Annotated in this window: 17 protein-coding genes; 1 reads left to right on the top strand and 16 read right to left on the bottom strand. The window is 54.8% G+C overall.

From position 1 onward, the window contains the following. Positions 1–190: 190 nt before the first annotated feature. The 8 genes from HYU99_08205 to mgtE form a co-directional block, all read right to left on the bottom strand. Positions 191–1597, bottom strand: coding sequence for a sigma-54-dependent Fis family transcriptional regulator (locus HYU99_08205; GenBank protein ID MBI2340329.1), 1407 nt, complete (start codon positions 1595–1597; stop codon positions 191–193). A gap of 224 nt (positions 1598–1821) precedes the next feature. After that, positions 1822–3258: a sigma-54-dependent Fis family transcriptional regulator gene (locus tag HYU99_08200; GenBank protein ID MBI2340328.1), complete on the bottom strand. Its 1437-nt coding sequence runs from the start codon at positions 3256–3258 to the stop codon at positions 1822–1824. Positions 3259–3266: 8 nt separating this feature from the next. Further along, positions 3267–4652: a sigma-54-dependent Fis family transcriptional regulator gene (locus HYU99_08195; GenBank protein MBI2340327.1), complete on the bottom strand. Its 1386-nt coding sequence runs from the start codon at positions 4650–4652 to the stop codon at positions 3267–3269. Positions 4653–4877: 225 nt separating this feature from the next. Next, on the bottom strand, positions 4878–6083 hold the full coding sequence (locus HYU99_08190) for a PAS domain-containing protein (GenBank protein MBI2340326.1): 1206 nt from the start codon (positions 6081–6083) through the stop codon (positions 4878–4880). Positions 6084–6236: 153 nt separating this feature from the next. After that, positions 6237–6752, bottom strand: coding sequence for a CarD family transcriptional regulator (locus HYU99_08185; protein ID MBI2340325.1), 516 nt, complete (start codon positions 6750–6752; stop codon positions 6237–6239). 309 nt (positions 6753–7061) lie between these two features. Beyond that, entirely contained in the window at positions 7062–7484 is a 423-nt protein-coding gene (locus tag HYU99_08180; GenBank protein ID MBI2340324.1) for a hypothetical protein, read from the bottom strand. Further along, positions 7477–7680: a hypothetical protein gene (locus HYU99_08175; protein ID MBI2340323.1), complete on the bottom strand. Its 204-nt coding sequence runs from the start codon at positions 7678–7680 to the stop codon at positions 7477–7479. Before HYU99_08175 ends, HYU99_08180 begins: the two co-directional genes overlap by 8 nt. 65 nt (positions 7681–7745) lie before the next feature. Next, on the bottom strand, positions 7746–9068 hold the full coding sequence (mgtE, locus tag HYU99_08170; GenBank protein ID MBI2340322.1) for a magnesium transporter: 1323 nt from the start codon (positions 9066–9068) through the stop codon (positions 7746–7748). 119 nt (positions 9069–9187) lie between these two features. Between mgtE and HYU99_08165 the strand changes: the two genes are divergently transcribed. Further along, complete coding sequence (locus HYU99_08165; protein MBI2340321.1) at positions 9188–9853, top strand: TIGR00730 family Rossman fold protein; 666 nt, start codon at positions 9188–9190, stop codon at positions 9851–9853. A 6-nt stretch (positions 9854–9859) separates the two neighbouring features. On the opposite strand, the gene atpE is transcribed toward HYU99_08165, so the two are convergent. The 8 genes from atpE to HYU99_08125 all read right to left on the bottom strand — a co-directional run bounded on the left by atpE (position 9860) and on the right by HYU99_08125 (position 17751). After that, on the bottom strand, positions 9860–10207 hold the full coding sequence (atpE, locus tag HYU99_08160; protein MBI2340320.1) for an ATP synthase F0 subunit C: 348 nt from the start codon (positions 10205–10207) through the stop codon (positions 9860–9862). Positions 10208–10217: 10 nt separating this feature from the next. Further along, entirely contained in the window at positions 10218–10916 is a 699-nt protein-coding gene (gene atpB / locus HYU99_08155; protein ID MBI2340319.1) for a F0F1 ATP synthase subunit A, read from the bottom strand. Between the two features lie 56 nt (positions 10917–10972). Further along, positions 10973–11362 (bottom strand): ATP synthase subunit I, encoded by a 390-nt coding sequence (locus HYU99_08150; protein ID MBI2340318.1) that lies wholly within the window; start codon positions 11360–11362, stop codon positions 10973–10975. 8 nt (positions 11363–11370) lie between these two features. Next, on the bottom strand, positions 11371–11598 hold the full coding sequence (locus HYU99_08145) for an AtpZ/AtpI family protein (protein ID MBI2340317.1): 228 nt from the start codon (positions 11596–11598) through the stop codon (positions 11371–11373). Positions 11599–11640: 42 nt separating this feature from the next. After that, positions 11641–12930: a glutamate-1-semialdehyde 2,1-aminomutase gene (gene hemL / locus HYU99_08140; GenBank protein ID MBI2340316.1), complete on the bottom strand. Its 1290-nt coding sequence runs from the start codon at positions 12928–12930 to the stop codon at positions 11641–11643. Positions 12931–12991: 61 nt separating this feature from the next. Continuing rightward, the gene (locus tag HYU99_08135; protein ID MBI2340315.1) at positions 12992–14728 is read right to left on the bottom strand and encodes a hypothetical protein; all 1737 of its coding nucleotides are present in this window, start codon (positions 14726–14728) and stop codon (positions 12992–12994) included. Between the two features lie 65 nt (positions 14729–14793). After that, entirely contained in the window at positions 14794–17508 is a 2715-nt protein-coding gene (locus HYU99_08130) for a hypothetical protein (GenBank protein MBI2340314.1), read from the bottom strand. 21 nt (positions 17509–17529) lie between these two features. Then, positions 17530–17751, bottom strand: coding sequence for a hypothetical protein (locus tag HYU99_08125; GenBank protein ID MBI2340313.1), 222 nt, complete (start codon positions 17749–17751; stop codon positions 17530–17532). Positions 17752–17792 lie beyond the last annotated feature (41 nt).

Here is a 17792-nt window from a genome sequence, read left to right as displayed (position 1 = left end):
CGGAACAAGTCCGATCCTCGCTCACAACATTATGCCTCTTCTGTTCGCGCAACAACAACAAACAAAGAGAATCCTTTTGTCTTCGCAATTTTCGTAAGCCGCTCGGAGGCAGATTGTCTCGAAGGCCAATGGGACCGGCAGGAACGAAAATTGCTTCGTCAAAATGATTCTCCTTGTTTGCTATACACTGTTACGCTTCCTCCAATTGATACTTCTTTACTTTTCGATACAACGTCGCCTGGCCGATGCGGAGTTTTTTTGCCGCCAGCGCCACGTTTCCGCGGTATTGCATGAGGGCGATCTGGATAGCCTGGCGCTCCAGCGCCTCCAGAGGCACCACCCGCCCCTCATCGGAAATCCCCCCCACCGCCTCCGAATAGGCAATGGTGCGGTTCACCCGCTGGATCTGTTTGGGGAGAAATTTCAACTTCACCTGCGAGGCGTTGTGCAAAACCACGACGCGCTCGATGGTGTTTTCCAGCTCACGCACGTTGCCGGGCCATTCATAGTTGATCAGCGCCTCCATGGCGTCGACGGCAAAATCGAGAAAGATGCGGTTGTTCCTGGCCGAATAATACTCCAGAAAATGACGCGCCAGAAACGGGATGTCCTCCCTGCGCTCGCGCAGGGACGGAATGGAGATGTTCACGACGTTCAGGCGGTAAAAAAGATCCTCGCGGAAGCGCCCTTTCTGGATTTCGTCGTGAAGGTTGCGGTTGGTGGCGGCGATAATCCGCACATCCACCTCTATTTTTTCGTTCCCGCCGATGCGCATGAAGCTCCTCTCCTGCAAGACGCGCAGGAGTTTCACCTGCAGGAGCGGATCCATCTCGCTGATTTCATCGAGAAAAAGGGTGCCGCGGTGGGCCGCCTCGAAGCTCCCGTTGTAGCGCCGATGGGCGCCGGTGAAGGCCCCCTTTTCATGGCCGAAGAGCTCGTTTTCGAGAAGATCGCGCGGGATGGCGCCGCAGTTCAAATCGACAAAGCGGTTGGAGGAGCGGTCGGACCGGCGATGGACGGCCTTGGCCACCAACTCCTTCCCCGTTCCCGATTCGCCGGTCAGGAGAACCGTGGCGTTCGACTTGGCCACCGCCTCGATCATCCTGAAATTTTCCTGCATCTGCCCGCTCTTCCCCACCATCCCCTCAAAGGGGGATGACAGGGGGTCCCGCTTGTCCAAAAGAAAAACGCGGCGGGTCAGATCGAAGAGCTTCAAGTGGTGCGCCGCCGACCGGCGGAGCTTTTCCTTCGAAAGGGGAGAGGCCAGATAATCGTTGACCCCCGTTTTCAAAAGACCCACCGCCGGCTCCCAGTTTTTGTTGTCGGAAACGACAATGAGCGGCCGCTCGTCGTCTGTGGCCTTGATTTCGGCGATCCTCGGTTTTTGCTCCTCGATGCTTTTGCCTTCCAGCGCCAGAATGACCAGACCGAAATCATGGCCGTTCAGCGCGGAGCGGATATCGGTAGAGGAATGGACTTCGAGGCGGTAGTTTTCGGGCTTTAAAATTCCCTTTGCCTCCTCAATGCCGTCTTTCCAGTTTCCGGCAACGAGGATCGATGATTTTTCGGCGGACCCTTTTTTTGATTTTTCAGGCATTAAGCTCTACAAGCATCCCTTCAGTTCCGCCTCTTCTGCAACTTCCGGATGGGGGGATCTGTGACGTCCGGCAGTCAGCGGAAGCGTAGATGAAACGATGAGATAACTTATCATTGTCCACCAAACAATCCAAGCTCAAGTTGCAAAGGATGATTCAACTTGAGCGAGCTGACGCCGGCGGAACAGAAACCCCCATCCGGAAGGACAAGGCAAGACTCAAGCACTCACGCTTTCGCTTCAACCCGGTACTTCCGGATGATCTTTTTAAAATTGCTCCGGTCCATTCCCGCTTTTTCGGACGCGGCGGTGATGTTTCCCCCGTTTTTCTCGAGCAGGGCGATGATATAAGACCGGTTGAAAATATTCAATGCCCTTTTCTTCGCCTCGCGGTATTTCAACTGCGACAAATCCCCCTCGCGGTTATCCGGCGCGTAAAACGAGGCCGAGAGAATTTTTGGGGGAATATTCTTCGCCGTCACCGTGTCGCCGGCGGTCAGCACTACCGCCCGCTCGATCACATTTTCCAGTTCGCGCACGTTGCCGGGCCAGGGATAACTCTGGAAGGCCTGAAGGACATCAAGGGAGAATTTGCCCGCCTCCTTGCCCATCTTCCGGCTGAAATTTTTCAGAAAATAATAGGCCAGCGGCGGGACATCTTCGGATCTTTCCCGAAGCGGAGGAAGGGATATGCCGATGACGTTCAGGCGGTAATAAAGATCCTCACGAAACTTGCCCGTGCGGGTCTCACCCAGAAGATCCTTGTTGGAGGCGGCAATCACGCGGACATCCACAATGCGCGCTTCGGTGGCGCCGATCGGCCGGATCTCCCCTTCCTGCAGGACCCGCAAGAGCTTCACCTGCACCGACGGAGGCACCTCGCCGATTTCATCCAGAAAGACCGTCCCGCCGTCGGCCACCTCGAAAAGGCCCATCTTGTCCGCGACGGCGCCGGTAAACGAACCCCTGTCGTAGCCGAAGAGCTCCGATTCAAGAAGGGTCTCGGGCATCGCAGAGCAGTTGATGACGACAAAAGGCTTCAAGGCGCGGGGGCCGTTTTTATGGATGATCCGCGCCACCAACTCCTTACCGGTCCCCGATTCCCCCTGAATCAACACGTTCGAATGGCTCGCGGCCACATGCCGGATCATCTCGTAGATTGCCTGCATCTTGGCGCTCTTGCCGATGATGTTTTCGAATTCTTCGGGCGTCCCCGCCCCCGGCAGGGCCCCCGGTCCTGGTAGGACCCCTGGCCCCTGGAATTGCTGCATCTTTTTTAAGAGCTCGTGTTTTTCGAGGGCATGGCGCAGGCAAAAAGCAACCTTTTCCACCGTTTCGAACGGCTTGGTGAGATAATCGAACGCCCCCAGCTTGAGGGCCTTCACGGCGGAGTCCACGGAGGCCTTTGCGGTGACGATGATCACCTCCGGCTGATGCGGACGGGTTTTAAGCCATTCGAGGATCTGCAGGCCGGAAAACCCCGGGAGCGAAAACTCCACCACCACCGCGTCGAAGAGGGAATGGTCGAGCGCCTCCAGCGCGGCGTTGCCGTCCGCAAAGGAGAGAAAGCTCCATTTGTTTTCGCGCGCGATCTTCTCCAGAGTGCGCAGGATATCACGGTCGTCATCGATAAAGAGGCAACTGTAGTGTTTTTGTGGGATCATTCAGACGTCTACTCCAGGGCTTTGTCCAGATTTTTCTTCTTGATTTTTTCCACCAGTGTCGTGCGATTGAGTTTTAAAAGATGGGCCGCCTTGTTTTTGTTCCACCCTGTTTTTTCCAGCGCCTTGAGGATCAGATTGTTCTCAAAATCGTCCACCACGTTTTTAAGCGAGATGCCCGACTCGGGGATGTGAAACGAGGCGTGCCGGATAATCGTGTCCGAGGCCTCCAAAAATTTTTCGGGAAGATCGGAAACGGCGATCTCTTGGGCGGGGTGCAGGACAACGAGCCGCTCGATCGTGTTTTCCAGCTCGCGCACGTTGCCGGACCAGCGGTAATTCATAAAGAGGCTCATGGCGTCGGCGGAGAGGCGCGGCGGCGGAAGTTCGTTCGCCTCCGAGTAAATCTTCAAAAAATGCTCGGCCAGAATGGGAATGTCGCAGACCCGGTTTCTTAAGGGGGGGATGACAATCGGAATGACGTTCAACCGGTAGTAGAGATCCTCCCGGAACTCCCCCTTTTCCACCAGTTTTTCGAGGTTCTGGTTGGTGGCGGTGATGATCCGAACATCCACCTCCATCGTCTTCGTGGATCCCACCGGTTCGAACTTCCGCTCCTGAAGGACGCGCAAAATCTTCACCTGCAGACGCAGACTCATGTCGCCGATCTCATCGAGAAAAATGGTGCCGCCGTTGGCCAGCTCGAATCGCCCCCTTTTTGAGTTGATGGCGCCGGTGAACGACCCCTTCACATGGCCGAAGAGCTCCGATTCGAGGAGGCTTTCGGGAATGGCCCCGCAGTTGACGGGGACCAGCGGCCGGTCGGCGCGCCGGCTGTTGTAATGGACGGCCCGGGCGATCAATTCCTTCCCCGTTCCCGATTCCCCCAGGATAAGAACGGTTGAATCGGTGTCGGCCACGCGGGAGACGAGGTTTAACACCTCGCTCAACTCGTCGCTCGCGCCGATGATGCTTTCAAAGCCGTATTTGGTGCTGATCTGCCGCCGAAGGATCATGTTCTGTTCCTTGAGCCTTGCATGTTCCAGCGCCTTGTCGATGATCAGCGCCACATCCTCCAGTTCGAACGGCTTGGTGATGTAGTGAAAGGCCCCCGCCTTCATCGCCTCCACCGCGCTGGCAATCGACCCGAACGCCGTCATGACGATGCAGGAGATGCTGGGGATGAGCGATTTCACCTCCCGGATCAGCTCGATGCCGTCGACCTTCGGCATGCTTAAATCGGTGAGAAGGAGGTCAAAATGTTTTTCCTTGCATTTTTCCACCGCCTCCGGGCCGTCCCCCGCCGAATCGACGTCAAAGCCCTCCTGATCCAGAAACTTGACCAGCGCCTTCACGATAACCGCCTCGTCATCCACTACCAAGATTCGTCCTCTCATGGTTTAGTCCCTCCTTTGTTAACCCCCCGGATGGGGAGCTTAAGTTCTGCCGGCGTCAGCCCGCTTCCGGACGGGGTAACTCTGTGACGTCTGGCAGTCAGCGGAAGCGTGGGTGAACCGAAAACACAACGGATCATTGCCTTCGGGACAATCCAAGCTCAAGTTCCAAAGACTGTTCAAGTTGAGCGAGCTGACGCCAACGGAACAGAGATACCCCGTCCGGATTCATTCCTTTTTTTCCTCTGACATCTCCGGAAACGACACCGTAAAGGTCGTCCCTTTGCCCGGCGCGCTCTTCACGGAAATCGTCCCCGAGTGATCCCGCACGATCCCGTAGGAAATAGACAACCCGAGACCCGTCCCCTCTCCCCGTTTTTTGGTCGTGAAATAGGGGTCGAAAATCCGGTCGAGGTGTTCCGGCGGAATCCCCTCGCCGGTATCGGAAATTTCGGCATGGACTTGGCCCTCCGCAGAGCCGGTTTTAAGCGCAAGCCTTCCACCGCGCGGCATGGCGTGATAGGCGTTGGTGATCAAATTCAAAAAAACCTGCTGGAGTTTGTGAAAACTCCCCAGGACGCGTCCGCGCCCTTCTTCAAATTCTTCGACAATCTCGATGCGGTTTGCCCTGGCCTGCATGCGGATGAGCGGCATGATTTTTTGAAGGCACTCGGAGAGTGAAACAGCGCCTTTCCCGTCGTCTTTTTGCTGGCGCGAAAAATCAAGGAGGTCTTCGACAATCTGTTTGCAACGGAGAGCGGATTCCTCGATCTCCTTCAAATCGCCCGAGGCGGCATGACCGACTCCAAGCTGGCGCCGGATCAGCTGGACAAAGGCAAGGATTCCCCCCAGCGGATTGTTGATTTCGTGGGCCACCCCTCCCGCCAACATTCCGAGGGCCGCCATCTTTTCGCTGTGAACCAGCTGGCGTTCCAGCTCCTTTTCCTCCGTCACGTCGCGATAGTGCAGGACAACCTGATCCTCCCCCGCGGGGGTTGGATAGGCGTTGACATGGTGTTGCCTGCCGCTTTTGACAAAGGGATCGAGGGTGAACGAATGGGACGAACGCTCCTTAAGAGTGAGATTTAAGGGACAACCCCGGCAGGGGGAAGAGAGGCCGGCCAGATCTTCATAACATGTTTTTCCGATCAGATCACGCACATCCATTTTGGCCTCTTTGGCCGCCGCGCGGTTGACGCGCTGGATGACATAGCCGCGGGAGACGATCATCACCGGATCGGTGATGGCGTCGAAGGTCGACTCCCACATGTATTTCCCGCGGGAGATCGTCTCCACCAGCGTTTTCAATTCGCCGATTTTTTTCTCCTGGTCGCAGAGAATCTTTTGGAGGGAGACAGAGGTTCGCTCCGGCGTTTTGGCGATCCGCTTCTGCCTGGCCTTAAACGGGGCCCGCAGTTGATGGACCGAACTCATTCCTCCCTCTCCCCCTGCTTTGAATGGCTCTGGTGTGATGTGATTGAAGCGGGTTAAATTCTACAGAGGGCGTCAAAAAAAGTCACGCTTTTTTTGACGGTGTCAAAAAAATGATTAAGGTATTGAATTATTGAAGAATTTTTAAATTTACGACTAATCCTCAAAAATCTCTTCAATCGCCTCCGCGATATCGTCTTCGTCGCTCTCTTCGGCAAAGGCCAGTTCCTTGATGAGAAGGTTTTTGGCGGTATCGAGCATCTTTCGTTCGCCGAACGAGAGTTCTTTTTCCGACTTGAGAAGCGAGAGATCGCGATAGACCTCGGCGATTTCGTAGACCGAGCCGGTCTTGATTTTATCCATATATTCGCGATACCGGCGGTTCCAGGTCTGGTTGTCGATGGTGACGTCGCGTTCCTTCAGAATATCGTAAACCGCCCTGACCTCTCCCTCGGAGATAATTTCACGCAGGCCGACGGCGTTCACGTTGCCGGTGGGCACCATGATTTTCATGCCGCTGTCGAGGATCTGCAGAACATAGAACAACTGCTTCGACCCGGAAATTTCGCGGGCCTCGATGCTTGTCACCTCGCCGACTCCATGGGCGGGATAGACCGCCATGTCGCCGACCTTAAAGGGAAGGTCGGGGGTTTTGGAGCGGGATTTGGTCATTCCATTTGATACATATCGAGCCATAGCCATTGTGATAGCCTCCTTAAATTATGAGTAAAATTAATAAGTTAAATTACTCGAACCTTTGACTGACGGGAAGTCGTACAAGTAATCTGACTGCCTTATACACAAAAAATTGCTAACCGTCAATCATAATAACGCTATGTGTCAAATTATTGATCATTAATATTTTCATTGTTCAACTTTGACACCATCAAGGATTTCACTGAAGGTTATCGGCAGAGAAAAGAAAAGGTTGTGTTGATAATGAAGAAAAAATTTTGGGTGATTATGATTTCTTGAAGGGCATCAGTCATAATAAATGACATTTACAGGAACGAGGTTTTTGATTTTATCAAAATCCTTCTTATTGCGAGTCACAACCCATGAATCGTGATCAACCGCCGACAAGGCCAAAAGGATGTCATTTTGCATTTCATAGAGCCTCTTTGGGATCAGCCATTTTTTATCGGTCATGATCCTCAAGTGTTGCCCGGCATCAAGATAATTTTGAATCGAGGGGCCTATAAGCGTTAACGATCTTTCAATATCCTGAACCGCTTTCTTTTCGCGCTCCGTTCGGACACCCTGATAAAGCTCCATCAGTACAATGCTGTTCCCGATTACCAGGCACGGGCTCCCGGGAATTAACTTTTCCGGATCGGGAATATGACCATGAAACAGATCGATATAATAGCAGGTATCGAAAAAAAGGCGCCGGGGCTTACTCATAGAAGGAGCGGTAGGATTTGAGCTTGCCGGTGTATTTGGCCAGAACGTCTTCGTGGCGTTTATTATTGATGGCGATTTTCAGTGTATCTTCAATGGCCTCGGTGTAAGTTTTATAACCGAGGATCTTCTTTGCCTGATTTAACAGGCCGGGATCAAGACGAAGGGTTTTGTTGGTTTTTTTTGTCTTGTTTTCCATATTGGCATTTTAAACAAAACGCCAATGCAAAGTCAAGGGGGAATCGCCCTCCAGGTTCCACCGGATCAGACAAGGTAGTTCAAGAGAATCGTCGCCAGACCGAGGAAGGACAAAAATCCAAAAATATCGGTGCACATCGTGACCAGAACGCTGGTGCCGATGGCCGGATCGAGTTTCAAGGCGCGGAAAGAAAGAGGAATCAGCGCCCCGGCCAATCCCCCCATCAGCAGGTTAAGCATCATCGCCAAAAACAACACCGCTCCGAGATAATAATTTCCCTTCCAAAAATAGCCGGTCAGCCCGACCAAAAGACCACAGACCGCCCCGAGAATCAATCCATTCGCCGCCTCTTTCAGCACCGCCTTCCAGGTTTTGACAAAGTTGAGCTCGCCCAAGGCGATGGAGCGCGTGATCACCGTAAGGCTCTGTGTCCCCCCGTTTCCCCCCATTCCGGCCACAATGGGCATGAAGACCGCCAGCGCGACGAATTTTTCGATGGAATGCTGGAAAAAACCGACGACGCTCGCCGCCAGCGCGGCGGTAAAAAGATTCAAGACCATCCAGGGGAGGCGCCTTTTGACCTTGACGGCCACGGGGGTTGCCGCCCGGTCGACCTCCGATAAGCCCGCCAGATGGTATATATCCTCGGTGGCTTCTTCTTCCACAATGTCGATCACGTCATCGACGGTAATAGCCCCCAAAAGTTCGCGCGTTTCGCTCACTACCGGCACCGCCAAAAGGTTGTATTGCGCCACGATCTGCGCCCCCTTTTCCTGGTCGTCCGTGGCGCTCACGGCCTGCACTTCGGGGTCCATGATTTCGCGGATTTTCGTCCGTGGAGCGGCCAGCACCAGATTGCGAAGCGAAAGGACGCCGGTCAAACGGTTCGCGTCGTCAACGACGTAGATATAAAAAACCCCTTTCACCTCCGGCTGGGCCCGCAGACTCGCCAGCGCCTCTTCTACCGTCATCTCCGCGCGCACCAGAAGAAAGTTCGATGTCATCACGCTCCCGGCGGAATGTTTGGGATAGAGGAGAAGCCGGGTGAGCTTTTCTTTTTGCGGTTCGGGCAAAAATTCCAGAAGGTTTTTACCGCGCGCCTCCGGCAGGTGTTCGAAGAAAAAGAAGGCCTCCGAGGGATCGAGACGGGAAAGGATCGCCGCCAGTTTTTGGTCCTCGATCTGCTCCAGAATATCGGGAAGCATGAACTCCGGCAGTTCGCGAAGGGTCTGCCCCGCCTTGGCGATAAGGCAGAGCGAATTGATAAGCCGCCTGGTTTCCGTGTCGCCGAGTTCGGAAAAAAGAAGCGAGATGTCGGCCGGGTGGATTTTTTCCGCCGCGTGCGCGATTTCACCTTCCGTGCCGGTCTGCAACAGCCTGCGGAGCATTTTGATTTGCAAAGTGGATATTGACATGATGATGGTAACTGTCGCCCAGACAGTTACCGCGATGCTGATTTTTGGGCAATGTGAAAAATGATGGCTGTACCCGATTCACCCGTGCTACGATGGGAAAGGTGAAAAAAATCCTGACCGACGAGGAATTTGTCGCCAAAGAGACCTGGCGGGTCTTTCGGATCATGGCCGAATTCGTGGACGCCTTCGAGGCGCTCAAAGGGATCGGCCCGGCGGTCTGTCTGTGGGGTTCGGCCCGCGCGCAACCCTCCTCCCGCTTCTATCGCCTGACCCATGAGACAGCCAAAGCGATTTCAAAGGCGGGGTTTTCGGTGATTACCGGCGGCGGCCCGGGGCTGATGGAGGCGGCCAACCGCGGCGCCCGAGAGGGGAAAGGGAAATCGGTGGGGCTTAATATCGACATCCCGATGGAGCAGATCGCAAACCGCTATGCTGATGTCGCGCTCAAATTCAATTACTTTTTCGTGCGGAAGGTGATGTTTGTCAAACATTCCATCGCCTTCGTCATCATGCCCGGCGGGTTCGGGACGATGGACGAACTCTTCGAGGCGCTCACCCTCATTCAGACGGAAAAATCCCCCTTTTTTCCGGTCATTCTGATGGGAAAAAACTACTGGAGAGGACTCATCGACTGGCTGAAGGAAAAAGCGATTACCGCCGGCTATCTGGACAAAAAAGACTTGAACCTCTTCACCGTGACCGACAGCCCGGCCGAGGTGGTTCAGCTCATCAAAAAATCCTACCGGCGGAAAAAATAATCGCGATCAACCGCCGATCAGCTTGTCGATCTTTCCCTGAAGCAAAAAGGCAATCACAAGGGCATAAATAACCAGCGACTCGATCAGCGCCAGACCGATGATCATCGGGGTTTGCACCTTGCCTGCCGCGCCGGGATTGCGCGCAATTCCTTCAACCGCCGAGGCGGCCGCGCGTCCCTGACCCAGCCCGCCGCCAAAGGCGGCCAGCCCGATGGCCACCCCCGCCCCCAGGGCCAAACCGAGGACCGAACTCGAACCGGCGCCGGCGCCCCCCGCCGCTTCTTCGGCCATCGCCGCACCGACAACCAATATCTGGCCGATGAAGGCCAGGACAAACAACATAAGTTTCTTCATTGTCTTCTCCTTAGTGTTCTTCGTGCGCTACCGCCAAACCGATATAGACGGTCGAGAGGAGCGAAAAAACGAAGGCCTGAATAAACGAAACAAAAATGCCCAGCGCGAAAAAAATCACCGGAACAATCAACGGGACCAGTTCCGAAAAAATCCCCAATACCACATGGTCTCCCGTGATATTTCCAAAAAGACGAACTGCAAGGGAGACGGGACGGACAACATGGCTGACCAGTTCGATTAAAAACATCAGCGGGGCCAGCATCCAGAGGGGCCCCATAAAGTGTTTCAGATAGTTTTTGATCCCCTGCTTTTTGATGCCGACATAGTTGTAGTAGAGAAAAACGGTGATCGACATGGCAAAGTTGGTGTTGACGTTTTCGGTGGCCGGGGTGAAACCGGGGATGATGCCCAAAAGGTTGTTGACGAAAATATAAATGAAAAGCGTCCCGATGAGCGGCAGGTAGAGTTTGGCATCGTGACCGATAATTCCTTCGATAAGGCCCAAAATATTTTCCACCGCCACCTGAAAAATGTTTTTGAGCGAAACCCTGTCGGTGGGGACCAGTTCCGCATCGACCGATTGAAAACTCCTGCGGTAGATGAGGGAACAGAAAACCAGCAAGGCGGCCGCCAGAAGGGCGCTGAAGATATGGATATTATGATGCGTGACTTTGTCGGAAATCCATCCGAACCAGGTGAATTCTTCCATAACGACCTCGCGTAGGGTCAGGGCTTGCCCTGCCCAGGGCGAGGCAAGCCTCGCCCCTACACCATTGACCTTATCCCCTCATACCCAATCGCCAAAACAAAGGAGGAGAACCCCACCAAAAAGGCCACCGGTTCGACCTCAACGTAGAGAAGGAGGCCCGCAACAAGGGCAATCAACAAAAGCATCTGGACAAAAAACCGAAGCCCGCTTTTCCGATGAGGGACAACATCCTCTGCTTTAAGAAACCGAACCACCATGCGCTTCAAGAACCTGAAATTGAGGTAACTGACAACGGCGCCGGAGAAAAGCCCCAGCACAACCGGCGCCGTGGGCCAGAAATAACTCCCCACCACCACAAAAATGGTTGCAATCACCACCGTGGCCCGCTCGATGGTTTTTATCGACCAGAGTTCGGGGGAGACTTCAGAGACCATAGGTTGAAGCATTGTCGCCATTATCGGTTTTTGTGCCAGTATAAAATGCGAAACAGGTTGTAAAACCCCGCCGCCGCCCCCAGGATTAATCCAATCAGTGTCAGCCAGGGGGCGCTCCCCCATTTTTTGTCGGCCCATCCTCCCAAAAACAATCCGGCCACCACCGAGGCCGCCAGCTGAAACCCCATCGCCCCGTAAACGCCGAGGGAAACATAAAGAGAATTCTTTGCATTTTTCGGGGATTCCAACTGATGGCGGCTCTAACACAGGCCCGAAACGAGAGTCAACGCTTAAGACATCACATGCGTCAGCCCCTTTTCAAAGGCGCGGAGGGTCAAATCAAGGTCGGCCTCCGAGTGGGCCAGCGAAATAAAACCGGCCTCGAAGGGGGAAGGGGCGATATAGATCCCTTCTTCCAAAAGGAGGTGAAAAAGTTTTTTGAATCTTTTTGCGTCGCACTTTCGCGCCGAATCGGCAGAGGTGACCGGATCGTGCGAAAAGAAAAAAGAGAACATCGAGCCGACCCGATTGACCTGGATAGGAACTCCACACCGCGAGGCGATTCCCCGCAGACCCCCTTCAAGGAAAGAGCCTTTTTCCTCCAGCCGGGCATAAACCTTTTCCTTTTTAAGTTCGGCCAAGGTGGCAATCCCCGCAGACATGGCGAGCGGATTCCCGGAGAGGGTTCCCGCCTGATAGACGGGGCCGAGCGGCGCCACCTTTTCCATGATTTCTTTGCGGCCCCCATAAGCGCCAACCGGAAGCCCGCCGCCGATGATTTTCCCCAGACAGGTGAGGTCCGGTTGAATTTTGTAAAGTGCCTGGGCGCCCCCCAAGGCCACACGAAAACCGGTCATCACCTCGTCAAAAATGAGCAGGGCTCCCTCCTTGCGGGTCAGATCGCTTAAACCCTCAAGAAATCCGGACGCCGGGGGAATGCATCCCATATTCCCGACCACCGGTTCGACGATCACCGCGGCAATCTGATCTTTGTTCTGCTCAAGCAGTTTTTTGACCGATTCAAGATCGTTAAACCGGGCCACCAGAGTGAGGGAGGCAAATTCGGACGGCACGCCGGCGCTATCCGGGACTCCCAGAGTGGCGGCCCCCGATCCGGCCTTGACCAGAAGATAATCGGCATGGCCATGGTAGCACCCGTCGAACTTGACGATTTTATTTCTGCCGGTAAACCCGCGCGCGGCTCGGATGGCGCTCATCGTCGCCTCTGTTCCGGAGTTGACAAACCGGATGAGTTCAACCGAGGGGAATGCCTGCCTGACAAGTTTGGCCAGTTCAATTTCGCGGACCGTCGAAGCGCCAAAACTCAAGCCGTCCTTCATCGCCTCGTAAACGGCTCGAACCACTTCGGGAGACGCATGACCCAAAATTGCCGGCCCCCAACTGCCGACATAATCGACAAACTCGTTGCCGTCGGCATCGTAGACGTGCGAGCCGCGCACCCGCGTAATAAAAAGGGGAGTTCCGCCAACACTTTTAAAGGCGCGAACGGGCGAATTGACACCGCCGACCAGATATCGGCAGGCCTCTTCGAACAATTTTTGGGAAGTGTCGCTTTTCACATCGCAAGACTTATCAGAAAGACTTCATGACGGCAAAATAGAAAATAGCAGGAATAATGCCTCAAGGCACCAGAACCATTGGCGGCACAAAACCGGCGCTCGAAGTGACGGCGCCGGTTCCAGAAACCACAAAATTCGTCATGAGTGCCGCGCCCCAAGTCGCAAGGTTGAAACTTTGGAACGCAAGCGCATTACCGGGATTAAAAGGCAAAGAAACGGTCAGGTTCTGGGAAAGATGGGTGGCAAATATCGGAGCCACACCGGTCGGCTCATGGACAGTAACCGGGCCCACAGCGTTTAACTCGGCGGTATCAAGGGGGCTTGCATCGCTCTGCGGAGATGCGGCCAATGCCAACGCCAGGGAAACAGCCCCACGAGCGACTGCCCTTGATAGCGCGGGAGAGCCGTTGCCCGTGAAACGGCCCGGAATATAGCGTTCCCCATCCCATGTGTAACGGAGAAAAAAATAGGAACCGCCGGAACTCTTCGTCGCCTCCCGTTCGGACATCTCCAGCCTTAACCCCAAAACGACATCGTTATCGTCTAAAGACCGCCGAAAACCTGCCAAAACAAGCTCTTCCGGCCGCTCCGGCAACCAGGGTTGCGCCAGACGCTCGAGTTCCCAAAGCTCGGCAATCCGGTCAGCATCGGTACGGGCCAGCTCCCGGCAAAGATGGTCCCAGGTAACATACTGGTCCTGGCTCCTTCCGTGAAACTGGGCCTTCCAGAGACTCGACAGCAGGGCCAGTTCCAGCGGATTGGAAACGGTGCGTCCCGTCTGCCCCTGGAAGTAAGCCAAGGCCAATTTGAAAGCATGATTTCCCTCGGCCTTCACGACATGATGTTTCCCATCATGTTCACGAAAAATAATGCGGAAAAAATGCTTGTCATCCGTAAGACCTGCGCTTTCCACCCCTAGGCCGATGCGGCCCCCCAGGCCGGGGCGGCCCCCCAGGCGGAGGGAACAGACATCGGCATCCAGGCCTCCCTCCTTCACTCTTCCAACAAGTTCCAGTTCTTCATCGGACTGTTCACGAAGCCGCGGCCAGGCGGCCCTTTGAAGATCTCGAAGGCGCCCGATGGGATCAGCCGTTGTTTTTCCAAGATAGCCGGAAAGCCGTTTGACCGTCAGGTGACGACCGGCGGGGTCTCCCGAAACAAATCTTGTGTCCCATAAAGCGGCCAGGATTGCCTTTTCAACAGGATGGGACACCTCGGTTCCGGTACGCCCTTTGAGGAATGCAAGCCCCAAATCCAGAGCCCCATGGCCATAGAGGTGGTCAATGAACACTTTATCTCCATCGGTCAAAAACAAGACATAAAAGGAATGGATATCCGCCCGATCCAAGTCTTCCTGGATATCAATAACCCGGATGCCGGTAACGCCGGATGACAATGCTCCCTCTTTTTTTCGTCCCGTGAAAAGAGCGGGATAGGGGGTGCTACGGGCCAGAGTGGTCCGTTGACTTCGAAGAAAGCGGAGAAGGTGGGAAAGCCGGATGGGATTTTCGAAAATCAGCTTCAACTCCACAAAGGTGGATTCCATCCCCTCTATTTTAAAAAAAAGAGGGCCTCTTCCCCTCACGGAATCGGTCCCCTTTTTGCCCATCAGATCATTCAGACGCAAAAAAGCGTCACGGAGCGATTCCCTGTCCACCGCCTCCCCTTCCGCGGCCCGGTGGAGAATCTGCGCCTCCTCCCGCGCCGGGTCTGAAGCCCCAAAGGGGGCTGTCGCCTCCAGAAGGCGCCGAACGATCCCGCGTTCGCGGGGGGTCAAATTAACGGAATTGTCAGCCATATCGGATTGATTGCCTTATCGGCGGGCGCTTAAAAAAGTTGCGTGTTTTTTTGGGGGGACGCCGATCAGGGAACAAACGCCGGCATTGGGGCAAAACTGATGCCCGGAGCGACGGCGCCGGGCGCCGAAACGATCAGACTCGGAACCGCGGCCAGGATCGAGGCCGATGTGGCCCCCCAGGCAGGGTCTGCCCCCCAGACCCCAAGGGAGGGAGATTGGATTGAAAAAGCACCGGCGGAATTGAAAGGGGAATAAACAGCCGGCTTTGCCACGGCGGAAAATGCCGGGGCCAAACCGACAGGCGGCTCATAGACAGCAACCGGCCCCAGCGAGGATGGACCAGCGACGATCTGTTCGGCCATGAGGTCTGACAAGGGGTTCCCCTGCAAGACAAACACCAGGCCACCGATGCCAAGGAGCTTGGCGCCGGCCGTGGCGCCATCCGATGGAGCGGCCATGGCCGCACTTTCACTGCCGGCGGAGGCCAAGAGAGGCGCCCCTTCGGCATGACCGGCAGAGATTGTTGCCGGGAAAACTTGAACGGGAACCGGCGCAACAACTTTTTCGGCCATCTTCCCCTCCCTGATTTCTTTGGCATGGTAGAGGTTCCAGGCCTCATAGACCCACCCGGGAAGCGAGAGGCAATGTTCGTCGGCAAAAGCCATCAGGTGATCGACGCCGTTTCTTCCCTCCTGCGGCGATTTTTTCCAGTCCGCGGGATAATGGTCATCATAAAATTGGGCAAAAGTCACATCAGGCTTAAGGCGCGAATAGGCCGAGGCAATCAGGGCATCAAGGGCGCCATCCATGGCATTTCTGGTGCCAAGGCGATGCCGGTAGCGCTTGCCGATGATGTCCTTGATGATGTTGTCCAACGCGGCAATATTCCCCGTGGCAAGAACCTCGTCATTGAAACGCTTTCTGATTTCGAAGAGCGCCTCCAGATCAGGGGGGAGGCATTTTTGGATATCCATCTTCACGCCGTAGGGGGAAGAGAGACCCTCTGTCTCCAACCCAACCTCCGGGGCTATCCGGGCAATGGTCTCCTCGACAAGCCTCACATTGTCTTCTTTTGCCTTTTCAAGGAGTGGATTCAGTTCGGAATAGGTAGGGGTCTGCTCCCCAAAAACCCGGGAGGCGATCCCGTATGTGGCCCAATAGGTGGCCGGGTTTTTCATCGCGCCGGCCATCTGCACAAAAACGGCCCACTCTTTTCCCACGAGATATTCGATCCCCTCTTCTCCAAAAATTCTTTTGGCCTTTGCAACCGCCTCGGGCGATTCCCCCGCAATAACCGGGTAGACTTCCAGATCGCCAAAGACATCGGGGGCCGAAACATACCCCCCAAAGACCAGTTGGCTCGCGGCAAGATCCGGATAACCCAGGGAGACATAATAATCATAAACTTCGAGGTAAGGGATAAGACTACCAGGCACAAAAGATTTTGTGGGGGATAGCATGGCGGGGCTGTGGCGAGCCAATCCCTCTGCCGATTCTTTTCTCTTTTTGTCTTTCACAAAGTCACCGGCCTTGGTTGCTTCCACCACAACATCGGCCCCCCTCCGGTTCATTACCTCTTCTGCAGGGACGGGGGTGTAGTAAAAAGCCCGTCGGGCTGGAGGATTGACCGGTCGATCCTTTCCAAAGGCATAGGTATTGGTTCCCTCTGTGTGGATTTCCCAATTAAGCGCCGGGGCTGTTTCAACCACGGTAACCCGAAAATCGAGGGGGAGGAGACCTCTATCGATTCTCCTTCGAACAATCTCGGCCATGGCGGCCCCCATGGCCCCTCCCCCCACGACCACCAGATGGTTTTCCGGTCTGTCGTTAATCGGATAATTGCGGAGGGTTGTCGTGACCGGGTCCCACCAGAGGGCGCCGGCCGGGACATCTAAACCTCGTTCTTCAGCAATCTCTTTTGCTCGAGCACGATAATGATTAATGAGCCCCTGAATTCGCGCGTCAATTTCGGTGCGTCGATTGTCTTTTATAAGAGCAACCGCCGGGAGACCCTTTCCTTGCCGGGCATTCCACTCTTTGGCCAGACGGTTATAGTTTTCCAGGACCCCGGACAAAAACACCCCCCGATCCATTGGTCTTTCTTCGGCAGGCGCCGAGGCCGTATCACGAAGCGCCCTGTCTAGGAGTCGATGCTGGTAGACTTCCGCGGGTTCATTATCGCCTGCCCTAAAGATCTTCGATGGGTCAAGCGGGGCTTCTCCCCAAAAAGCGATCGCTTGTTCATTTTTTTCGTTGGACGAGGCGTGCACCCCTTGTCCATCAAAACGATAGACAAAAGGGAGATCAATGGGATCCCCATGCGCAACAAGGGTTAGAGGGTGGCCGGGATAACGGGCGGCAAGTTTGGCGGCTCTTGCAAGAAAAGCTTTGGGGACTTCGAGGGCCCGAAAGTTGTACAGCTCGATTTCCACCTCCACCGCCTCTTCACCCTTCGCATTTCGAAGGGCCTCCCGGACAAAAAGTTCCAAATCGGCCCAGCGGTGAATCCCATGAAGGATCTTTTGGTAAGTACGCTCATCGGGTTTGGGCAGGGGTTTATAGAGATCTCCCAAACCCTCATAACGGGCGGTATTGGGGGCGACATCATCGGCATAATGGGACTCGGCCATTTTGGGGATTGTTTCCCTTCCCGCCCGGGCGATAAATCGATCGATCGCTTCTTTTAAACCACGAACATCGTCAGGTTGCCTGGCCCCCCCTCCATAGCTGAAAGAGGGTTTATTGTCCGCCTCCGGATCTCGATTCGTATTCGCTTCCACAGAAAGACCATGATCGATCCCTCACCAACTGTCCCGAAAATACCGGTAGGTGACATTCAGCTCATAATTGTTTTCTGGATCCTCCCCCCAACGGAAGTTCATGCGATCGATCCGATAGACGGTTAGAGAAACCTTAAAATCATCCAGGTTCAGGTCAACGGTCCGGGTGGCGCCGGAAGGGAGAGGGAGAGGTAAAATCCCCGTTAAGGCCCTTTCTTTGAGCCCAAAGAGATGCTGTCTCACGAACTCTTCCCCATTGTCTTCAAGCCACGCCGTGAGGGCCC

The sequence above is a fragment of the Deltaproteobacteria bacterium genome (assembly GCA_016183175.1).
In the GTDB taxonomy this organism is placed as follows: Bacteria; UBA10199; UBA10199; order UBA10199; family SBBF01; genus JACPFC01.
The sequence above is the reverse complement of the archived record's forward strand: the minus strand, read 5'-3'. Positions and strand labels throughout refer to the sequence as shown.